The 16,189-nt window shown below is 66.4% G+C and carries 12 protein-coding genes and 1 riboswitch; of the genes, 6 read left to right on the forward strand and 6 right to left on the reverse strand.

The annotated features are described in order from the left end of the window. Positions 1–97: 97 nt before the first annotated feature. Both ftsA and ftsZ read left to right on the forward strand, forming a co-directional pair. Positions 98–1,327 carry a cell division protein FtsA gene (gene ftsA, locus ISS20_RS10525; protein WP_015012559.1) on the forward strand — a complete coding sequence of 410 codons (1,230 nt, stop codon included), beginning with the start codon at positions 98–100 and terminating at the stop codon, positions 1,325–1,327. 151 nt (positions 1,328–1,478) lie between these two features. Continuing rightward, positions 1,479–2,720: a cell division protein FtsZ gene (ftsZ, locus tag ISS20_RS10530; RefSeq protein ID WP_291436344.1), complete on the forward strand. Its 1,242-nt coding sequence runs from the start codon at positions 1,479–1,481 to the stop codon at positions 2,718–2,720. Between the two features lie 144 nt (positions 2,721–2,864). Here the strand turns inward: ftsZ and ISS20_RS10535 are convergent, their stop codons facing one another. After that, entirely contained in the window at positions 2,865–4,643 is a 1,779-nt protein-coding gene (locus ISS20_RS10535; protein ID WP_291436346.1) for a methyl-accepting chemotaxis protein, read from the reverse strand. A 220-nt stretch (positions 4,644–4,863) separates the two neighbouring features. Here ISS20_RS10535 and lpxC point away from each other — a divergent pair, with 220 nt between their 5' ends. The 4 genes from lpxC to ISS20_RS10555 all read left to right on the forward strand — a co-directional run bounded on the left by lpxC (position 4,864) and on the right by ISS20_RS10555 (position 10,176). Beyond that, positions 4,864–5,787, forward strand: coding sequence for a UDP-3-O-acyl-N-acetylglucosamine deacetylase (lpxC, locus tag ISS20_RS10540; RefSeq protein WP_015012562.1), 924 nt, complete (start codon positions 4,864–4,866; stop codon positions 5,785–5,787). Between the two features lie 12 nt (positions 5,788–5,799). Then, positions 5,800–5,976, forward strand: coding sequence for a hypothetical protein (locus tag ISS20_RS10545; RefSeq protein ID WP_200954261.1), 177 nt, complete (start codon positions 5,800–5,802; stop codon positions 5,974–5,976). A gap of 205 nt (positions 5,977–6,181) precedes the next feature. After that, positions 6,182–6,305, forward strand: a riboswitch (TPP riboswitch). A 141-nt stretch (positions 6,306–6,446) separates the two neighbouring features. Continuing rightward, positions 6,447–8,324 (forward strand): phosphomethylpyrimidine synthase ThiC, encoded by a 1,878-nt coding sequence (gene thiC / locus ISS20_RS10550; RefSeq protein ID WP_291436359.1) that lies wholly within the window; start codon positions 6,447–6,449, stop codon positions 8,322–8,324. Positions 8,325–8,517: 193 nt separating this feature from the next. Further along, positions 8,518–10,176, forward strand: a complete 1,659-nt coding sequence (locus tag ISS20_RS10555; RefSeq protein ID WP_291436349.1) for a methyl-accepting chemotaxis protein — start codon at positions 8,518–8,520, stop codon at positions 10,174–10,176. 66 nt (positions 10,177–10,242) lie between these two features. Here the strand turns inward: ISS20_RS10555 and ISS20_RS10560 are convergent, their stop codons facing one another. The 5 genes from ISS20_RS10560 to ISS20_RS10580 form a co-directional block, all read right to left on the reverse strand. Then, positions 10,243–11,631 carry an ATPase, T2SS/T4P/T4SS family gene (locus tag ISS20_RS10560; protein WP_291436351.1) on the reverse strand — a complete coding sequence of 463 codons (1,389 nt, stop codon included), beginning with the start codon at positions 11,629–11,631 and terminating at the stop codon, positions 10,243–10,245. 13 nt (positions 11,632–11,644) lie between these two features. Then, positions 11,645–13,927, reverse strand: a complete 2,283-nt coding sequence (gspD, locus tag ISS20_RS10565; RefSeq protein WP_291436352.1) for a type II secretion system secretin GspD — start codon at positions 13,925–13,927, stop codon at positions 11,645–11,647. A gap of 4 nt (positions 13,928–13,931) precedes the next feature. Continuing rightward, on the reverse strand, positions 13,932–14,744 hold the full coding sequence (gene gspN / locus ISS20_RS10570; RefSeq protein WP_291436354.1) for a type II secretion system protein N: 813 nt from the start codon (positions 14,742–14,744) through the stop codon (positions 13,932–13,934). A gap of 27 nt (positions 14,745–14,771) precedes the next feature. Then, complete coding sequence (gspM, locus tag ISS20_RS10575) at positions 14,772–15,326, reverse strand: type II secretion system protein GspM (protein ID WP_291436356.1); 555 nt, start codon at positions 15,324–15,326, stop codon at positions 14,772–14,774. Further along, positions 15,323–16,189: GspL/Epsl periplasmic domain-containing protein (locus tag ISS20_RS10580; protein WP_291436357.1), on the reverse strand; the 867-nt coding region annotated here is incomplete at its 5' end. The genes gspM and ISS20_RS10580, both read right to left, overlap by 4 nt.

Consider the following 16,189-nt stretch of genomic DNA (forward strand, 5'->3'; position numbering starts at 1 on the left):
CAAGACAGGACAGGACGCAGCGTGCTACGGGCCCCAAGAGGGCGGTGCGAGGGGTTGGTGGGACAGCGGGACAGAACCGAGAAGGGCAGAGACTGATATGGCAAGAGAATACAAAGACGTCGTCGTGGGGCTGGACATTGGCACCGCCAAGGTCATGGCCGTGGTGGCCGAGGTTCTGCCCAATGGCGAGCTCAAGCTCGCAGGCCTGGGCGTGGCCCCGAGCAACGGTCTGAAGCGCGGGGTGGTGGTCAATATCGACGCCACCGTGCAGAGCATTCAGCAAGCCTTGAAAGAGGCCGAGCTGATGGCCGACTGCAAGATCCAGCGCGTGTACACCGGCATCACGGGCAGCCACATTCGCGGTCTCAACTCCAGCGGCATGGTGGCCGTGAAGGACAAGGAAGTCACCTCTGCCGACGTGGCGCGCGTGGTCGAGACGGCCAAGGCCATCAACATCAGCAGCGACCAGCGCCTGCTTCTGGTGGAGCCACAAGAGTTTGTGATCGACGGGCAGGATGTGAAAGAGCCCATCGGCATGAGCGGCATCCGCCTGGAGGCCAAGATCCACATAGTGACCGGTGCGCAAAGCGCCGCAGAAAACATCATCAAATGCGTGCGCCGCTGCGGCCTGGAAGTGGAGCAGCTCATGCTGAACCCGCTGGCCAGCAGCCAGGCCGTGCTCACCGACGACGAGCGCGAACTGGGTGTGGTGGTGGTGGACATTGGTGCGGGCACGACCGATGTCGCCATCTTCACTGGCGGCGCGATCCGCCACACGGCAGTGATTCCGATTGCGGGCGATCTCATCACCAGCGACATTGCGATGGCGCTGCGCACGCCCACGAAGGACGCCGAGGACATCAAGGTCGAAAGCGGCTACGCCAAGCAACTGTTGGCCGACCCCGAGGCGCAGGTCGAAGTCCCCGGCTTGGGCGACCGCAGCCCGCGCATGCTGAGCAAGCAGGCGCTGGCCGGTGTGATCGAGCCGCGCGTCGAGGAGATCTTCTCGCTCGTGCAGCAGGTGGTGCGAGAGTCGGGCTACGAAGAAGTGCTGTCCTCGGGCATCGTGCTCACGGGCGGCAGTTCAGTCATGCCCGGCATGATCGAGTTGGGCGAAGACATCTTCCTCAAGCCCGTGCGGCGCGGTATCCCGAAGTATTCCAGCGCCCTGGCAGACATGGTGGCCCAGCCCCGTGCCGCCACCGTGATGGGGCTGCTGGAAGAAGCGCGCCTGGCACGCCTGCGCGGCTTCAAGGTGGCTCAGAAGAGCGGGTCCATGAAGACCGCATTCGGGCGCTTCAAAGATTTCATCGTGGGGAATTTCTGACCATGAAATATCCCCTCTGGCTCGCGCGTGGTAGTCCACACCGAAGACCGCGAGAGCGATGGCGATGCACAGGCCCGCCACGCCCTCCAGTTACCAGTACCCCATTTCCCATTTGGCAATTGCATACGAATTTAGAACCAGGAGCTCCAAGATGACCATCGAAATGATCGAAGCCGAAGAATTCAACCAGGGCACCCAGATCAAGGTGATCGGTGTGGGCGGCGGCGGCAGCAATGCCGTCGAGCACATGATTGCCCGTAGCGTGCAGGGCGTGGAGTTTGTCAGCGCCAACACCGACGCACAGGCGCTCACGCGCAGCTCGGCGCACCGCGTCATCCAGCTGGGCAACAGCGGGCTGGGTGCTGGCGGCAAGCCTGAGAAGGCCCGCGATGCGGCTGAGGCGGCGGTGGCGGATATCCGTGAAGCCATTTCTGGCGCCCACATGCTGTTCATCACGGCGGGCATGGGCGGCGGTACGGGCACGGGCGCAGCACCTGTGATCGCGCGCGTGGCCAAGGAGATGGGCATCCTGACGGTGGGCGTGGTCACCAAGCCCTTCGACTGGGAAGGCGGTCGCCGCATGAAGAACGCCGACGATGGCCTGGCCGAGCTGGAAGCCAACGTGGATTCGCTGATCGTGGTGCTCAACGAAAAGCTGCTGGATGTGCTGGGCGACGACATCACCCAGGACGAAGCCTTCGCACACGCCAACGATGTGCTCAAGAACGCCGTGGGCGGTATCGCTGAAATCATCAACGAGTACGGCCAGGTGAACGTGGACTTTGAAGACGTGCGCACCGTGATGGGCGAGCCCGGCAAGGCCATGATGGGCACTGCGACGGCCAGCGGGCCAGACCGCGCACGCATTGCTGCCGAGCAGGCCATCGCCTGCCCGCTGCTCGAAGGTATCGACCTGTCGGGCGCCAAGGGCGTGCTGGTGTTGGTCACGGCCAGCAAGGGCAGCCTCAAGCTGTCCGAGTCACGCCAGGCCATGAACACCATCAACGCCTACGCATCGACCGACGCGCACGTGATCTTCGGCGCTGCCTATGACGAAACCCTGGGCGACGAGATCCGCGTGACCGTGGTCGCCACGGGCCTGTCGCGTGCCAACGCACGCCGCCAGCCCATCTCGGTGGTTCAGGGTGGCCTGCGCACCGGCACGGACAACATGGCCTACCAGATGCCCGTCGCCGGTGTGGGTACGCTGGGTGGTGCCGTGGGCGTGCAAGGCGGCCACGCAGGCAGCGCGCAGGCCGACTACGGCAGCATGTCGGTGCCCAGCGTCTGGCGCACCAACCGCACACAGGCCGCAGCCCGCGTGGATGCGCTGTCGTCCGGTGGCATGGATGACCTGGAGATCCCCGCCTTCCTGCGCAAGCAAGCCGACTGACAGGCCGGTTGTTCACACGGTGCTGGCCCCTCACCGGGGCCGCAACACAAAAAGCCCTGCCAGCGCAAGCTGGCAGGGCTTTTTGACTGGGGCCGCGCGACCCTGCGCGCGCTCAGGCCTGTGTGGCCAAAGGCATCTCAGCGATCAGAAGGACTCCCAATCATCGTTGTTGTCTGCCGCAGGCTTGGGGCTGCTGGCTTTGGTTGGCAATGCCGCCGCAGGCGAAGGTGAAGGCGCGGGTTTGCGAGGGGCCGTGGGCGCCTTGGCAAGGGCAGGGCGAGGCGCTGTAGCGCGCACTGCAGGGGCCACGGCGCGAGGGGCAGGCGCGGGTCGGCTGGCCGGGGCGGGGGCCGAGGTGCTACCGTTCACACGGAACAGCGCCACCACCTGGGTGAGCTTCATGGCCTGCTCGCGCAGACTGTCTGCTGCTGCGGCCGACTGCTCCACCAGCGCTGAGTTCTGCTGGGTCATCTGGTCCAGCTGGTTCACGGCGGTGTTGACCTGGGCAATGCCCTGGCTCTGCTCCGAGGTGGCCGAGCGGATTTCTCCAATGATGTCTGTCACGCGTTGAACGCTGTCCACGATCTCGGTCATGGTGGCTCCTGCATTGCCCACCAGTTGCGTGCCCGATGCCACCTTCTCCACGGAAGCGTCGATCAGTGTCTTGATTTCCTTGGCGGCTGCTGCGCTGCGCTGTGCCAGACTGCGCACTTCGCTGGCGACCACCGCAAAACCGCGACCCTGTTCACCTGCGCGCGCTGCCTCGACGGCGGCGTTGAGCGCCAGGATGTTGGTCTGGAACGCAATGCCGTCGATCACGCCGATGATGTCGCTGATCTTGTTGCTGCTGGCGTTGATGTCCTGCATGGTGGATACCACGCGGGACACCACTTCCCCTCCGCGCGCCGCCACGGCAGCCGCTGAAGTTGCCATCTGGTTGGCGGTTTGCGCGGAGTCCGATGTCTGCTTGACGGTGCTGGTCAGCTCTTCCATGCTGCTGGCGGTGGTTTGCAGGTTGCTGGCCGTGTCTTCAGTGCGATGGGCCAGGTCGTTGTTGCCCTGGGCAATTTCCCCCGACGCCGTAGCAATGCTGTCCGTGGCCGACCGTACCTCGGTCACCAGCTTGCGCAGCGAGGCCACCATGTGTGCCAGGCCATCGAGCATGGAGCCGGGTGGGGCCGCCGGAATCTGGGCATCCAGGTTGCCTTCGGCCACCTCGGACATGATCGCAATGGCATGGGTGGGTTCGCCACCAATCTGGCGCAGCACCGAGCGCGACACGAGCAGGCCGATCACCCCCACCACCACAAACACCGCCACCACCAGCGCCAGGCTTGACCACAGGGCCTTGCGCAGCATGGCATCCACGTCATCGGTATACAACCCGGAGCCGACCATCCAGTTCCAGCCATCCACCTTGACGATGTACTGCAGCTTGGGCACGGGTGTCTGCTGGCCGGGGCGCGCAAACATGGTGGGTACAAAGGCCTTGCCGTCCTTGCTGCTGCGCATGCCGTTGACCAGCAGGCCGATGATGTCCACGCCCGAACCATCCTTGACCTTGCCGAGCATGTCCTGCCCGTCCCACTCGGTCTTGAAGGGGTGCATCACGCCCACGCCCTCGGTGGTCCAGATGTAGAAATATTCGGTCTTGCCCTCGGGGCCGCCGTAGCGGGCAATGCGCAGGGCATCCTTGGCGGCCTTCTGCGCGTCTTCCACCGACATGGCACCGCTCGCGGCCTTGGCCTGGTACCCGACCACGATGCTGTGGGCGGACTGTACGGCGGTGGTCAGCAGGTCCTTGCGGGACTCGGTGATCAGCCGCCGCTCCTGGAGGAGTGACAGGATGGCCATGATCAACAGCGCCATGAGCGCGGTGCCGATCATGAGCATGACTTTCATCTTGAAACTGAGCTTGCTCATGGGAGTCTCCTGTGGGGCGGGTGCGGTTTGTTCATGTTGTGTGTTCTCAAAGCCCTCTGATGCCAAATTGTGCGGCGAACCGTGGGGTCAGTGCAGTAGGTGAAAACGCGGCGGTAGCTCTACCTATGGGCCGCCAACGTTCCCAGTGTGGCGCCCCGTCTGTGGTGCAGGCAAAACCTCTGCCGGTGCGGGGCGGTGTGCCAGAACCTAAAATACGCGGATGCTCCAGCAACGCACCCTCAAGACCCTGACCCGCGCCGTAGGCGTGGGTCTGCACAGCGGCCAGCGGGTCGAGTTGACTCTGCGGCCCGCACAGCCGGACACAGGCATCGTGTTCCGGCGGGTGGATCTGCCACAGCCGGTGGACATTCCCATCCGTGCCGAGGCCGTGACGGATACGCGGCTGGCATCCACCATTGCGGTGGGTAATGCCAAGGTGCACACGGTGGAGCACCTGATGTCGGCCTGTGCCGGACTGGGCATCGACAATCTCTATGTGGACATCACGGCCGAAGAGGTCCCCATTCTCGATGGGTCTTCGGCTTCGTTCGTGTTCCTGCTGCAAAGCGCTGGGGTGGAACTGCAGAACGCACCAAAGCGCTTCATCCGCGTCACCCGGCCGGTGGAGGTGCGCGAGGGCGAAGGCGCCAATGCCAAGTGGGCGCGCCTTACGCCTTACCACGGCTACAAGCTCAGTTTTGAAATCGACTTTGACCACCCGGCCGTGGACTCCACCGGTCAGCGCGTGGAGTTTGACCTGGGGCAAGGCAACTACAGCCGCGACATTGCCCGCGCCCGCACCTTCGGTTTCACCCGCGATGTGGAAATGATGCGCTCCAACGGCCTGGCGCTGGGTGGCGGCCTGGACAACGCCATCGTGATGGACGACTACAAGGTGCTCAACAGCGACGGTCTGCGCTATGACGACGAGTTCGTGAAGCACAAGATCCTCGATGCGATGGGGGACCTGTACCTCATCGGCAAACCGCTGCTGGCCGCGTACAGCGCGTTCCGTTCGGGCCACGCCATGAACAACCTGTTGCTGCGCGAGCTGCTGGCCCAGCGCGACGCCTGGGAGGTGGTCACGTTCGAGGACGAGCGCCAGGCACCCACCGGTTTTGCGCAGCCTGCGCGCGCCTGGTAGGGCCCGCCCGCCATGTTGATCTTTCGCTGGCTGGCCATGCTGCTGCTCCTGGCGGCTGCCGTGTCGTTTGCGTTTTATGCAGGCACGGGCCAGCCGCGCTACAAGCGCTTGGGGCTCGTCATCCTCAAGTGGACGGTGATTGCTGCTGTGTTCTTCTTCGCGGTGCTCCTCATCGGCCGACTGGCCTGAGAAGGTGTGAGCGAACCCGCCATGCCCGCTCATCCCGCCAAAACACACCCGTTCGTCGTTACAAATGCTCGCCATAGCCCGAGCTATGGCTGCGCTTTGCGCCTAGATCGGGCGCGTTTTGGCGGCCTGCTCGGGCACGCCGGATTCATTCACACCTTCTGACCGCACGGGCTCTGCCGCCCCGTTTTTTCTCTGGCCTATACTCGCGCCTGCTCCGGGGTGTGCTGATGCGCTGAGATGCAAGAGTCCTGAAGGAATTCAGGCAAGCTTGCGAACCCGACGAACTTGATCCGGTTCATACCGGCGGAAGAAGAGCCGACCTCCTTGTCCCCGTGCCCGCAGTCCCTGTGGGCACGCCTTGCCTCAGGCGCTGCCGCACCTGAGGGGCGCACAGGTCCATTCCGGAGCAGAACCCACCGCCCCGGAACCAGGAGACCTGCCCCATGAACGCCCCCGACCCCCTTGCCAAGCTGGCCACACCCGAGAAGTTCGCCGAGCTGCTCGCGAGCACGCGCGAGCCCTTCCCCGCATCGCACAAGGCCTATATCCCCGGCCAACTGCACACCGACCTGCGCGTACCGGTGCGCGACATTGCGCTGACCAACGGCGAACTGGTCAGCGTGTACGACACCTCCGGCCCCTACACCGACCCGAATGCGACCATTGATGTGCGCAAAGGCTTGGCCAGCGTGCGCGGTGGCTGGATCACCGGCCGGGGCGATGTGGAGCACTACGAAGGCCGCGCGCCCTTGGCGCTGGACGACGGCCAAAAGAGCGAAGACGCCACCCGCCTCGCCCAGCTGCGCGCCGAGGCCGCCGCCCTGCAGCGCAAGCCCCTGCGCGCCAAGGCCGGTGCCAACGTCACGCAGATGCACTACGCCAAGAAGGGCATCGTCACGCCCGAGATGGAGTACGTGGCCATCCGTGAAAACGGCAAGCGTGAGTGGATGGAGCAGTACATGGCCGATGCAGGCCGCGAGAAGCGCCTGATGGGCAACCCCATGGGCGCCAGCATCCCGCGCATCATCACGCCTGAGTTTGTGCGCGACGAGGTGGCCCGGGGCCGCGCCATCATCCCCGCCAACATCAACCACCCCGAGGTGGAGCCGATGGCGATTGGCCGCAACTTCCTGGTCAAGATCAACGCCAACATCGGTAACTCGGCCGTCACGTCGAGCATCGAAGAAGAAGTGGAAAAGCTGGTGTGGGCCATCCGCTGGGGCGCCGACAACGTGATGGACCTCTCCACCGGGAAGAATATCCACACCACACGCGACTGGATCGTGCGCAACTCGCCCGTGCCGATTGGCACCGTGCCGATCTACCAGGCGCTGGAGAAGGTGGGCGGCGTGGCCGAAGACCTGACCTGGGCGATCTTCCGCGACACGCTGATCGAGCAGGCCGAGCAGGGCGTGGACTACTTCACCATCCACGCGGGCGTGTGCCTGGCCTACATCCACCTCACGGCGCAGCGCCGCACGGGCATCGTCTCGCGCGGCGGCTCCATCATGGCCAAGTGGTGCATGGCGCACCACCGTGAGAGCTTCCTGTACGAGCATTTCGAGGACATCTGCGACATCATGAAGGCGTACGACGTGTCGTTCAGCCTGGGCGATGGCCTGCGCCCCGGCTGCGCGTCCGATGCCAACGACGAGGCGCAGTTTGCCGAGCTGCACACGCTGGGCGAGCTGACCCAGGTGGCCTGGAAGCACGACGTGCAGACCATGATCGAAGGCCCGGGCCATGTGCCCATGCACATGATCCAGGCCAACATGACCGAGCAGCTCAAGACCTGCCACGAAGCCCCGTTCTACACACTGGGCCCGCTGACCATCGACATCGCCCCCGGCTACGACCACATTGCTTCGGCCATCGGCGCGGCCATGATCGGCTGGATGGGCACGGCCATGCTGTGCTACGTGACGCCCAAGGAGCACCTGGGACTGCCCGACCGCGACGACGTGAAGCAGGGGATCATTGCGTACAAGATCGCCGCCCACGCGGCCGATGTGGCCAAGGGCCACCCGGGCGCGCGCTCGCGTGACGATGCGTTGAGCCAGGCACGCTTCGATTTCCGCTGGCAGGACCAGTTCAACCTGGGCCTGGACCCCGAAACGGCCAAGGAATACCACGATGAAACGCTGCCGAAGGACTCGGCCAAGGTGGCGCATTTCTGCTCGATGTGCGGTCCCAAGTTCTGCTCCATGAAGATCACGCAGGAGGTGCGCGACTTCGCCGCGCAAAAGGGCGTGGCTGAGGCCGAAGCCCTGGCCCAGGGCATGCAGACCAAGGCGGCGGAGTTCCAGAAGGGCGGGGGCGAGTTGTACATCCCCCTCAAGCCCGTGTGAAAACGGCGCAATAAGCGCAGCTACTGGCCCCGAGGATTCCCTGAAACAGGGCCCCGGGGCCGTGCTTACCCTGTGCGATGGACCGCCTTGCCCGGCATATAGTCCCGCCCACCCCCGGCCCAGAAGGTGGGGGGTGTGTGTGGCACCAAATTTGCTATGCTGGACTGTCTGTTAAAAAATGTAAGGAAGAGCCATGAATGCTCTCGGCCGCTTCTCCATCCGCACGCGTCTCTACTTCGGAACCGTCTTTTCCCTGATCCTTCTGGTCGTCATCGGTGCCATGGGCTACGTGGCCCTGGACCGAACGCGTGGCACCCTGCAAGTGCTGTTTTCAGAACGCGTGCAGACGCTGACCGACATGTCCGAGCTGCGCACCACCCTGGGTGACCTGCGCCGGACCGAAAAAGACATCATCATCAACTTCAACAACTCGGTCGAGGTCTCGGCCCTGCGCGAGTCCTGGGCCAAAACCCTGACCTCCCTGCGCAAGCGCCTGGCCGATGTGCGGCAAGTGCAGTCGGGCGATGCCGAGTTCGTGGCCTCCATCGACAAGTCCCTGGACGAGATCAAGCAGTACGAAACCGGCATCTCGCCCATCTTCGAGAAAATCGAGGGCGCGCAGCTCGACGGCGCAGGGGGCGGCGCCTACGCCGACCGCCTGAAGGTCCACATGGAGGCCACCGACAAGCTGTTCTCCAGCCTTGCCGCTTCGGCGCGCGCGCAGATGGACGAGGCCCGCGCGGGCGTCGAATCGCGCACCTCCACCATGGCCGCACTGATTGGCGTGGGCCTGGTGCTGGCGCTGGCGGTGTTGATTCCACTCACGTTCTTCAGCGTGCGCTCCATCACGAAATCCCTCGGACAGGCACAGGAGCTGGCTGAACGCATTGCCAGTGGCGATTTGTCGCGCGATGTGGCGGCCATGAACCAGGACGAAGTGGGCCAGCTGGTGGGCGCCATGGGTCGCATGCAGGACTCGTTGCGTGACCTGGTGCGCCAGGTGCAGGACGCGGCGGGCAACATCTCCACCGCCAGCTCCGAGATCGCCAGCGGCAACCACGACCTGAGCCACCGCACCGAGCAGACAGCGGCCAACCTGGAGGAAACCGCTTCATCGATGGAGGTGCTGACCAGCACGGTGCAGCAAAGCGCCCAGGCCTCGCGCCAGGCCAGCGACTTTGCCTCGTCCGCCGCCGAGGTGGCCGCACGCGGCGGCGCCGTGGTGTCGCAGGTGGTGACCACCATGGACCAGATCACCACCAGCTCGCGCAAGATCGCCGACATCACGGGCGTGATCGATTCGATTGCGTTCCAGACCAATATCCTGGCGCTCAACGCGGCGGTGGAAGCCGCCCGTGCCGGTGAGCAGGGCCGTGGCTTTGCGGTGGTGGCTAGCGAGGTGCGCAACCTGGCGCAGCGCAGCGCCGAAGCGGCCAAGGAGATCAAGGGCCTGATCGGTTCGTCGGTGGAGCGGGTCGAAGACGGCTCGCGCCTGGTGAGCCAGGCCGGCCAGACCATGACCGAGATTGTGAGCAGCGTGCGGCGCGTGTCCGACATCATTGCGGAGATCACCGCTTCGTCGGCCGAGCAAAGCGACAACATCGGCCAGATCAGCCAGTCGGTCACCCAGCTCGACCAGATGACCCAGCAGAACGCGGCGCTGGTGGAGGAGTCCACCGCAGCGTCCGAGTCGCTGCGAGAGCAGGCGCACCACCTCAACAGCGCGGTCAGCCAGTTCAAGCTGCAGGATGGCGCGACGGCATCCCCGGCGTTTAGCACCTCCGCACCCGCAACGCCCGCCGCACCTGCTATGGCCCAGGTGGGGCGCAGGCCCGCGCTGCAGATCCGGTAGTTTGAAGTGTTTTTGGCTGGTAGCGCTAGTGTTTCATGTGCTAACAGCTATCAAAAACGTAGCAAATCAGTCCCGCGTCACCCGCAGCACTTCTTCGCGGCTGGTGATGCCGGCGGCAATCAGGCGCTCGCCATCGTCCCGCATCAGCGCCATGCCACCCGCCAGCGCTGCGGTGCGGATGTCGGCCTCTGAGGCCTGGTTGTGGATCTGTGCCCGGATCGCGTCCGTGGTCACCAGCAACTCGAACACGCCCGTGCGGCCTGTGTAGCCCGTCTGGCCGCAGTGCTCACAACCGCTGCCGTGGCAGTGGCTGCAGAACTTGCGCACCAGGCGCTGGGCCAGCACGCCCAGCAAGGATGACGACAGCAGGAAAGGCTCCACGCCCATGTCGGTCAGTCGCGTCACGGCGCTGGCCGCGTCGTTGGTGTGCAGCGTGGCCAGCACCAGGTGACCCGTGAGCGAGGCCTGGATGGCAATCTGCGCGGTCTCGAAGTCGCGGATTTCGCCAATCATGATGATGTCCGGGTCCTGCCGCAGAATGGCGCGCAGGGCCTTGGCAAAGGTCAGCTCGATCTTGCTGTTGACCTGGGTTTGCCCCACGCCCGGCAGCTCGTACTCGATGGGGTCTTCCACCGTCATGATGTTGTTGCGCGTGGCATCGAGCCGGCCCAGCGCCGCATACAGCGTGGTCGTCTTGCCCGAGCCCGTGGGGCCGGTGACGAGGATGATGCCGTGCGGCTGGCCGATCAGGCCCTCAAAGCGGTGCAGGGTGTTGCCCTGCATGCCTACGGCCTCCAGGCTCAGCTTGCTTTCGCTCTTGTCCAAAAGGCGCAGCACGGCGCGTTCGCCATGGGCGCTGGGTAGCGTGGATACGCGCACGTCGATGGCACGTGTGCCCAGGCGCAGGCTGATGCGGCCGTCCTGCGGCAGGCGCTTTTCGGAGATGTCGAGGTCGGCCATGATCTTCAGGCGCGAGATCAATGCGGCGTGCAGCGCGCGGTTGGGCTGCACCACTTCGCGCAGCGTGCCGTCCACCCGAAACCGCACGCTGCTGTGGCGCTCGTAGGGCTCGATGTGGATGTCGCTCGCACCGTCGCGCGCGGCCTGCGTGAGCAGGGCGTTGAGCATGCGGATGATGGGCGCGTCGCCCGCAGACTCCAGCAAGTCCTCGACGGCAGGCAGCTCCTGCATCATGCGCGAGAGGTCTGCGTCGCTCTCGACCTCGCTCACCACCGTGGCGGCACTCGATTCGCTGTGCGAGTAGGCGGCGCTGATGCGCTGCGCCAAGGCGGGGGCATCGAGCGGCAGCAACTGCTGCACCGGGTGCTTGCGCAGCACTTCGGACAGCGCGCCCGCGTCGGGGCTGGGGCCGTGCCACAGCACCAGCTGGTGGCCGTCGTCTTCCAGCAGCAGCTGGGCGGTGCGGGCAAAGGCGTAGGGCAGGGGGTGGCGCATGCGTGGCTGCCCTTCAGCGTGGCGAGGTCTCTGCGGGCAGCGGGGCCAGCGGCTGGGCAGGCTGGTTGGCTGCGCCGGGCTCTGCGCGCTGTGGCAGCGCAGGCAGGATGGGCGCGCCCGACACCGACTTCATCACCACGCTGGGTGCGGGTTGTGTGGTTTGCTGCAGTGCACGGATGGCCTCGTAGCGGTCCATCATCAGGGCGTCGCTGGTGGCGTTGTCACGCACCACAATGGGGCGCAGGAACACCATCAGGTTGGTCTTGTTGCGGGTGCGGTTCTCGCTGCGGAACAGGTTGCCCAGCACCGGGATGTCGCCCATCACCGGCACCTTGTCCTGACCCTGCGAGTAGCTGTCTTCCAGCAGGCCACCGATCACGATGATGCTGCCGTCGTCCACCACCACGTTCGACTCGATGGAGCGTTTGCTGGTGGTGGGGCCGTTGGCGTTGCTCAGCGTGGCGGTGTCGATCTTGGAGACCTCCTGGTAGATCGCCATCTTCACCGTGCCGTTCTCGCTGATCTGCGGGCGCACCTTGAGCATCAGGCCCACGTCCTTGCGCTCCACCGTGGTGAATGGGTTCACCGTGCTGCTGCCGGTGCTGTTGGCGTAAGAGCCAGTCACGAAGGGCACGTTGTTGCCGATGATGATGCGTGCCTCTTCGTTGTCCAGCGTCATCAGGTTGGGGGTGGAGAGCACGTTGGCATCGCCGCTGTTCTGCAGAAAGTTGGCCAGCGCGCCCAGGTAATACTGGCCGTTGATGCGCGGTGCCAGCGCCAGGTTCAGTCCCTTGCCCAGCGAACTGGCCGCCGACGCGATGGAGGTGGTGGAGCCCGATGCCAGGGCGGCCGTCACGTTCAGGATGTTGGCACCGACCTGGCCGGAGTTGGTGCCGATCACGCCCACGGTGCCATCGCCGTTCTTGCCCAGAATGCCCTGCCACTGGATGCCGAACTCGGCCACCTTGTTGGCGGAGACCTCGACGATCAGGCTCTCGACCAGCACCTGCGCGCGGCGGCCGTCGAGCTTGTCGATCACGTCGCGCAGCTGGCGGTACAGCGGCTCGGGCGCCGTGATGATGAGCGAGTTGGTGGTGGGGTCAGCCTGGATCTGCCCGCCGGTGGAGGGCTGATTGTTGTTGGTGCTGCTGGTGCCCATGGCGCTGGTGCTGGAGCCCAGGCCGCCGCCGGTGCTACTGCTGCTGGACGAGCTGCCGTTGGTGGACAGCATGCCGCCGGTGCTCAGCCCCGTGCTGGGTGCGGGGGCGCTGGCGCCACCACCGCTGCTGGCCGCGCCGCCATTGCCGCCGCCCATGGCCGCCATGGCGGCGCGCAGAGTGGTGGCCAGCTTGGTGGCGTCGGCGTTCTTGAGGTAGACCACATGGATGTTGCCGCTGGCGGCGCTGCTGCCGGGCGCAGGCGCCTGGTCCAGCTGGGCCACCAACGCGCGCACCTGGGCCACGCGGGCCGGGTTGGCGGCGCGCAGAATCAGCGAGTTGCTGCGGGGCTCGGCGATGAGGGTGGTCTTGAACGACGTGTCGGCCTGGCCGGGTGCAGCCGCTGCCGCAGCACCACCGTTGGCGCTGCCGCCGTCGATCAGGCGCGACACCAGCGGTGCCAGGTCACTGGCAATGGCGTTCTTGAGCGGAATCACCTCCACATCGCTGGCGTTGGAGACATCCATGGCCGCCACGATGCGCGCCAGGCGCTGCAGGTTGTCGGCGTAGTCGGTGATCACCAGCGAGTTGTTGCCGGGGTTCACGTTGATGGTGTTGTTGGGGCTGATGAGCGGGCGCAGCACCGGCACCAGGTTGGCCGCGTTCTCGAAATTGAGCTTGAAGATCTGCGTGACGATCTGCCCGCCGCCGGGCGCACTGCCCGCGTTGCCCTGCACCACGCTCACGCTGCCGCCCTGCAGCTTGGCGTCGGCCTCGGGAACCACCTTGTACAGGCCGGCCGCCTCCACCACCGTGAAGCCCTGCAGCCGCAGAGCGGCCAGGAACTGCTGGAACGCGGCAGCCGGTGTCACGGCGCGCTCGGTCACCAGGTTGAGCTGGCCTTTGACCCGTGGGTCCACCACCACGTTGCGGCCGGTGATGGTGGCCATGGTGCGGGCCACGGCCTCGATCTCGGCATTGGCAAAGTTGAGCGTGACGGGTTCGCTGGGGCGCACGCTGCCGGTACGCGTGTCTACAGCCGTTTGGGCAGCGATATGGCCGCTAGCGCATGCAAATATTGCACTTGCTGCTATTGTTTTGAGAGTAAATCGCAGGTGTGGCGAAAACAAGGAGGTCATAGACTTAACCCACGGTGATGATGGAGCGCGCGCCGTTGCGCCGTCCGATGATGTTCAGAAGATTGGACAGTGCGGCTTCCCGTTCGGGGACGGCGCTGGCCTCGCCCGCAAAGCGCAGGCGGTTGCCCACCCACTGGCCGCTGCCGCTCAGTTGCAAGGCCCCGTCGAGGGTGCTGAGGGCGAGCGTGGGCACTTCGCCGCCCTGCAGCACCAGCCGGTAGCTGCCCATGGGGCGCAGCGTGGACAGGCGCGAGGACATGGCCCGCGCATCCAGCTGGGCCTGGCCCGACAGCACCATGCGGCCAGCGGCCCATTGCAGGGCCAGGTCGCGCGTCTGCAGGGCCAGCTGGCCCTGCGGTTGCAGCGTGTTCCAGGGGGTGCCCAGGCCCGTTAGCAGGGCGGCGGGCCACTGACTCTGGCCGTCGGCTACTTTGACCTGCAGGCCTGCCCAGCGTGCGTGCACCTGGGCCCGCAGGGGCTCGGGGGTGCAGCAGCCCGCTTGCAGCTGGGCGCGCAGGCCGTCCCAGGTGGGGCGCAGTTGCCAATCCACCCGGCCAGGCAGAGCGGCGCTGTCCTTGCTGGCCTGGCCGCCGGTCAGCACCAGTTGGGCCGAGCCGGTCCACACCGTGCCACGTGGCTGTAGCAACAACACCTGCCCTTGGGTAGTGCTTGCCACGCCACCTGCCAGCCAGTGCGCGGGCGCAAAGGCCACCACGGCGGGCAGCACCCCGGCCAGCGCACCGGCCCATGCCCAGCCCCACGCAGCGCGGGGGGCAGAGCCTGGGGAGGGGCGTGTCGTACGGAGGTTGCGGGCCACGGTGGAGAAGCTGTTGTGCAGGGCGGGTCAGCGCGCCGCAGCGGCGGGCAGGGCCAGCACCACGGTGCCGTCCCATCGGGGCATGGCTACGGGTGGGCTGCCCAGGGTGACGGGCGCATTGCCGGTGGGGGGTGTAGCCGCGGGGGCTGCGCTGCGGGTCAGCCGGGCTTCCAGTGGCGTGGCGCGGGCATTGCTGCGGGCCTGGGCCAGCCACTGGGCCAGTGCATCGGCCGATGCGCCTTTGAGCGTGACCGTGGCGCGGTCGCCCGCCACGTTGAGCTGTGCCGTGTTGCCCAGGCGCTGCGTCAGGGCGGTGCGCAGCGCGGCCACGGCATCGCCGGGGCTGGTGGCGGGTGTGGCCTGCAGCTGCTGGGCCTCGGCTTGCAGGCTTTGCATGCGCTGCAGCTGGGCGTCGAGTGCGGCGTGCCGCGCGGGCGCAGCGCGCAAGGTACCGAGTGCGGGGGCGACGGCCACCCACCACAGCAGGGCCAGCGCCACCACCGTGCCGGCGGCCAGCACCAGGTTCTGCTCACGGGGCGCCAGGGCTTGCCAGCGGTCCTGGAGTGCGGAGGTTTGGGTCATGGGCTCACCTCGGTGCGCAGCAACAGGCTGCCATCGTCCACGCGGGCACGGTACCCGGCGGCTTGCAGGCGGCCAGACACCACAGATTCTTCATCGGGCGCCAGGGTCACGCCACGCAGGCGCAGCTCGCCGGGGGTGTATTCGATGCTGCTGGGCAGGCGGCCATCGGGCAAGGCCGCACCGGCCGCTGCCAGCAGGGGCTCCAGGTCGCGCGCCGACACGCTGCCGGCAGCCTGCCGCAGCTGGGCGAGTTCGCGCTCCATCTGCACCGGCGCATCGACCACCACCTGCACTTTGGGGAAGGTCTGGGTCAGGGTGTTGCGTACGCTGGCCTGCTTGGCAGTCAGCGCCTGCCGTTCTTGCCAGGCCCAGGCATTGAGCCCCACCAGGTGCGCCACCACCAGCATGCCCGCGCCCCAGCGGGCTGCACGCCACTGCGGGGCATACAGCGCCGCGCTCAGCGCGCTGCCCACTTTGCGCAGCGCGCGGGTGCTGCTGGTGCTGGACAGGTCGAACTGCGCCAGGTCCCAGTCGCTGCGGGCGGCATCGAGCGCGCGCTGGCTGGTGGTGTGCAGGGCAATGCGTTGGCCTTGCGGGCCCAGGGTGCGTTCGGCCAGCGCAGCCACGGCGGGCTCGGCGCGGACCATGAGGGCTGGTTCGTCGCCGCTGTCGGCGGTCGGCAAGGCGGCGCGTGCCAGGGTCAGGGCCATGGGGGTCAGCGGCAGCACCGCCACGCCTTGGTCGGCGCCATGGCCGGTCAGCACCACGTAGGCTTCCTCGGGCGTTCCCAGGGCACACAGCTCGGGCTGGCCGCTGGCCGTGGGGCCGGGCGCAAATTCGGGCACCACTCGGGCCACGCGGCG

The sequence above is a fragment of the Acidovorax sp. genome (genome assembly GCF_016783915.1).
Lineage (GTDB): Bacteria > Pseudomonadota > Gammaproteobacteria > Burkholderiales > Burkholderiaceae_C > Acidovorax.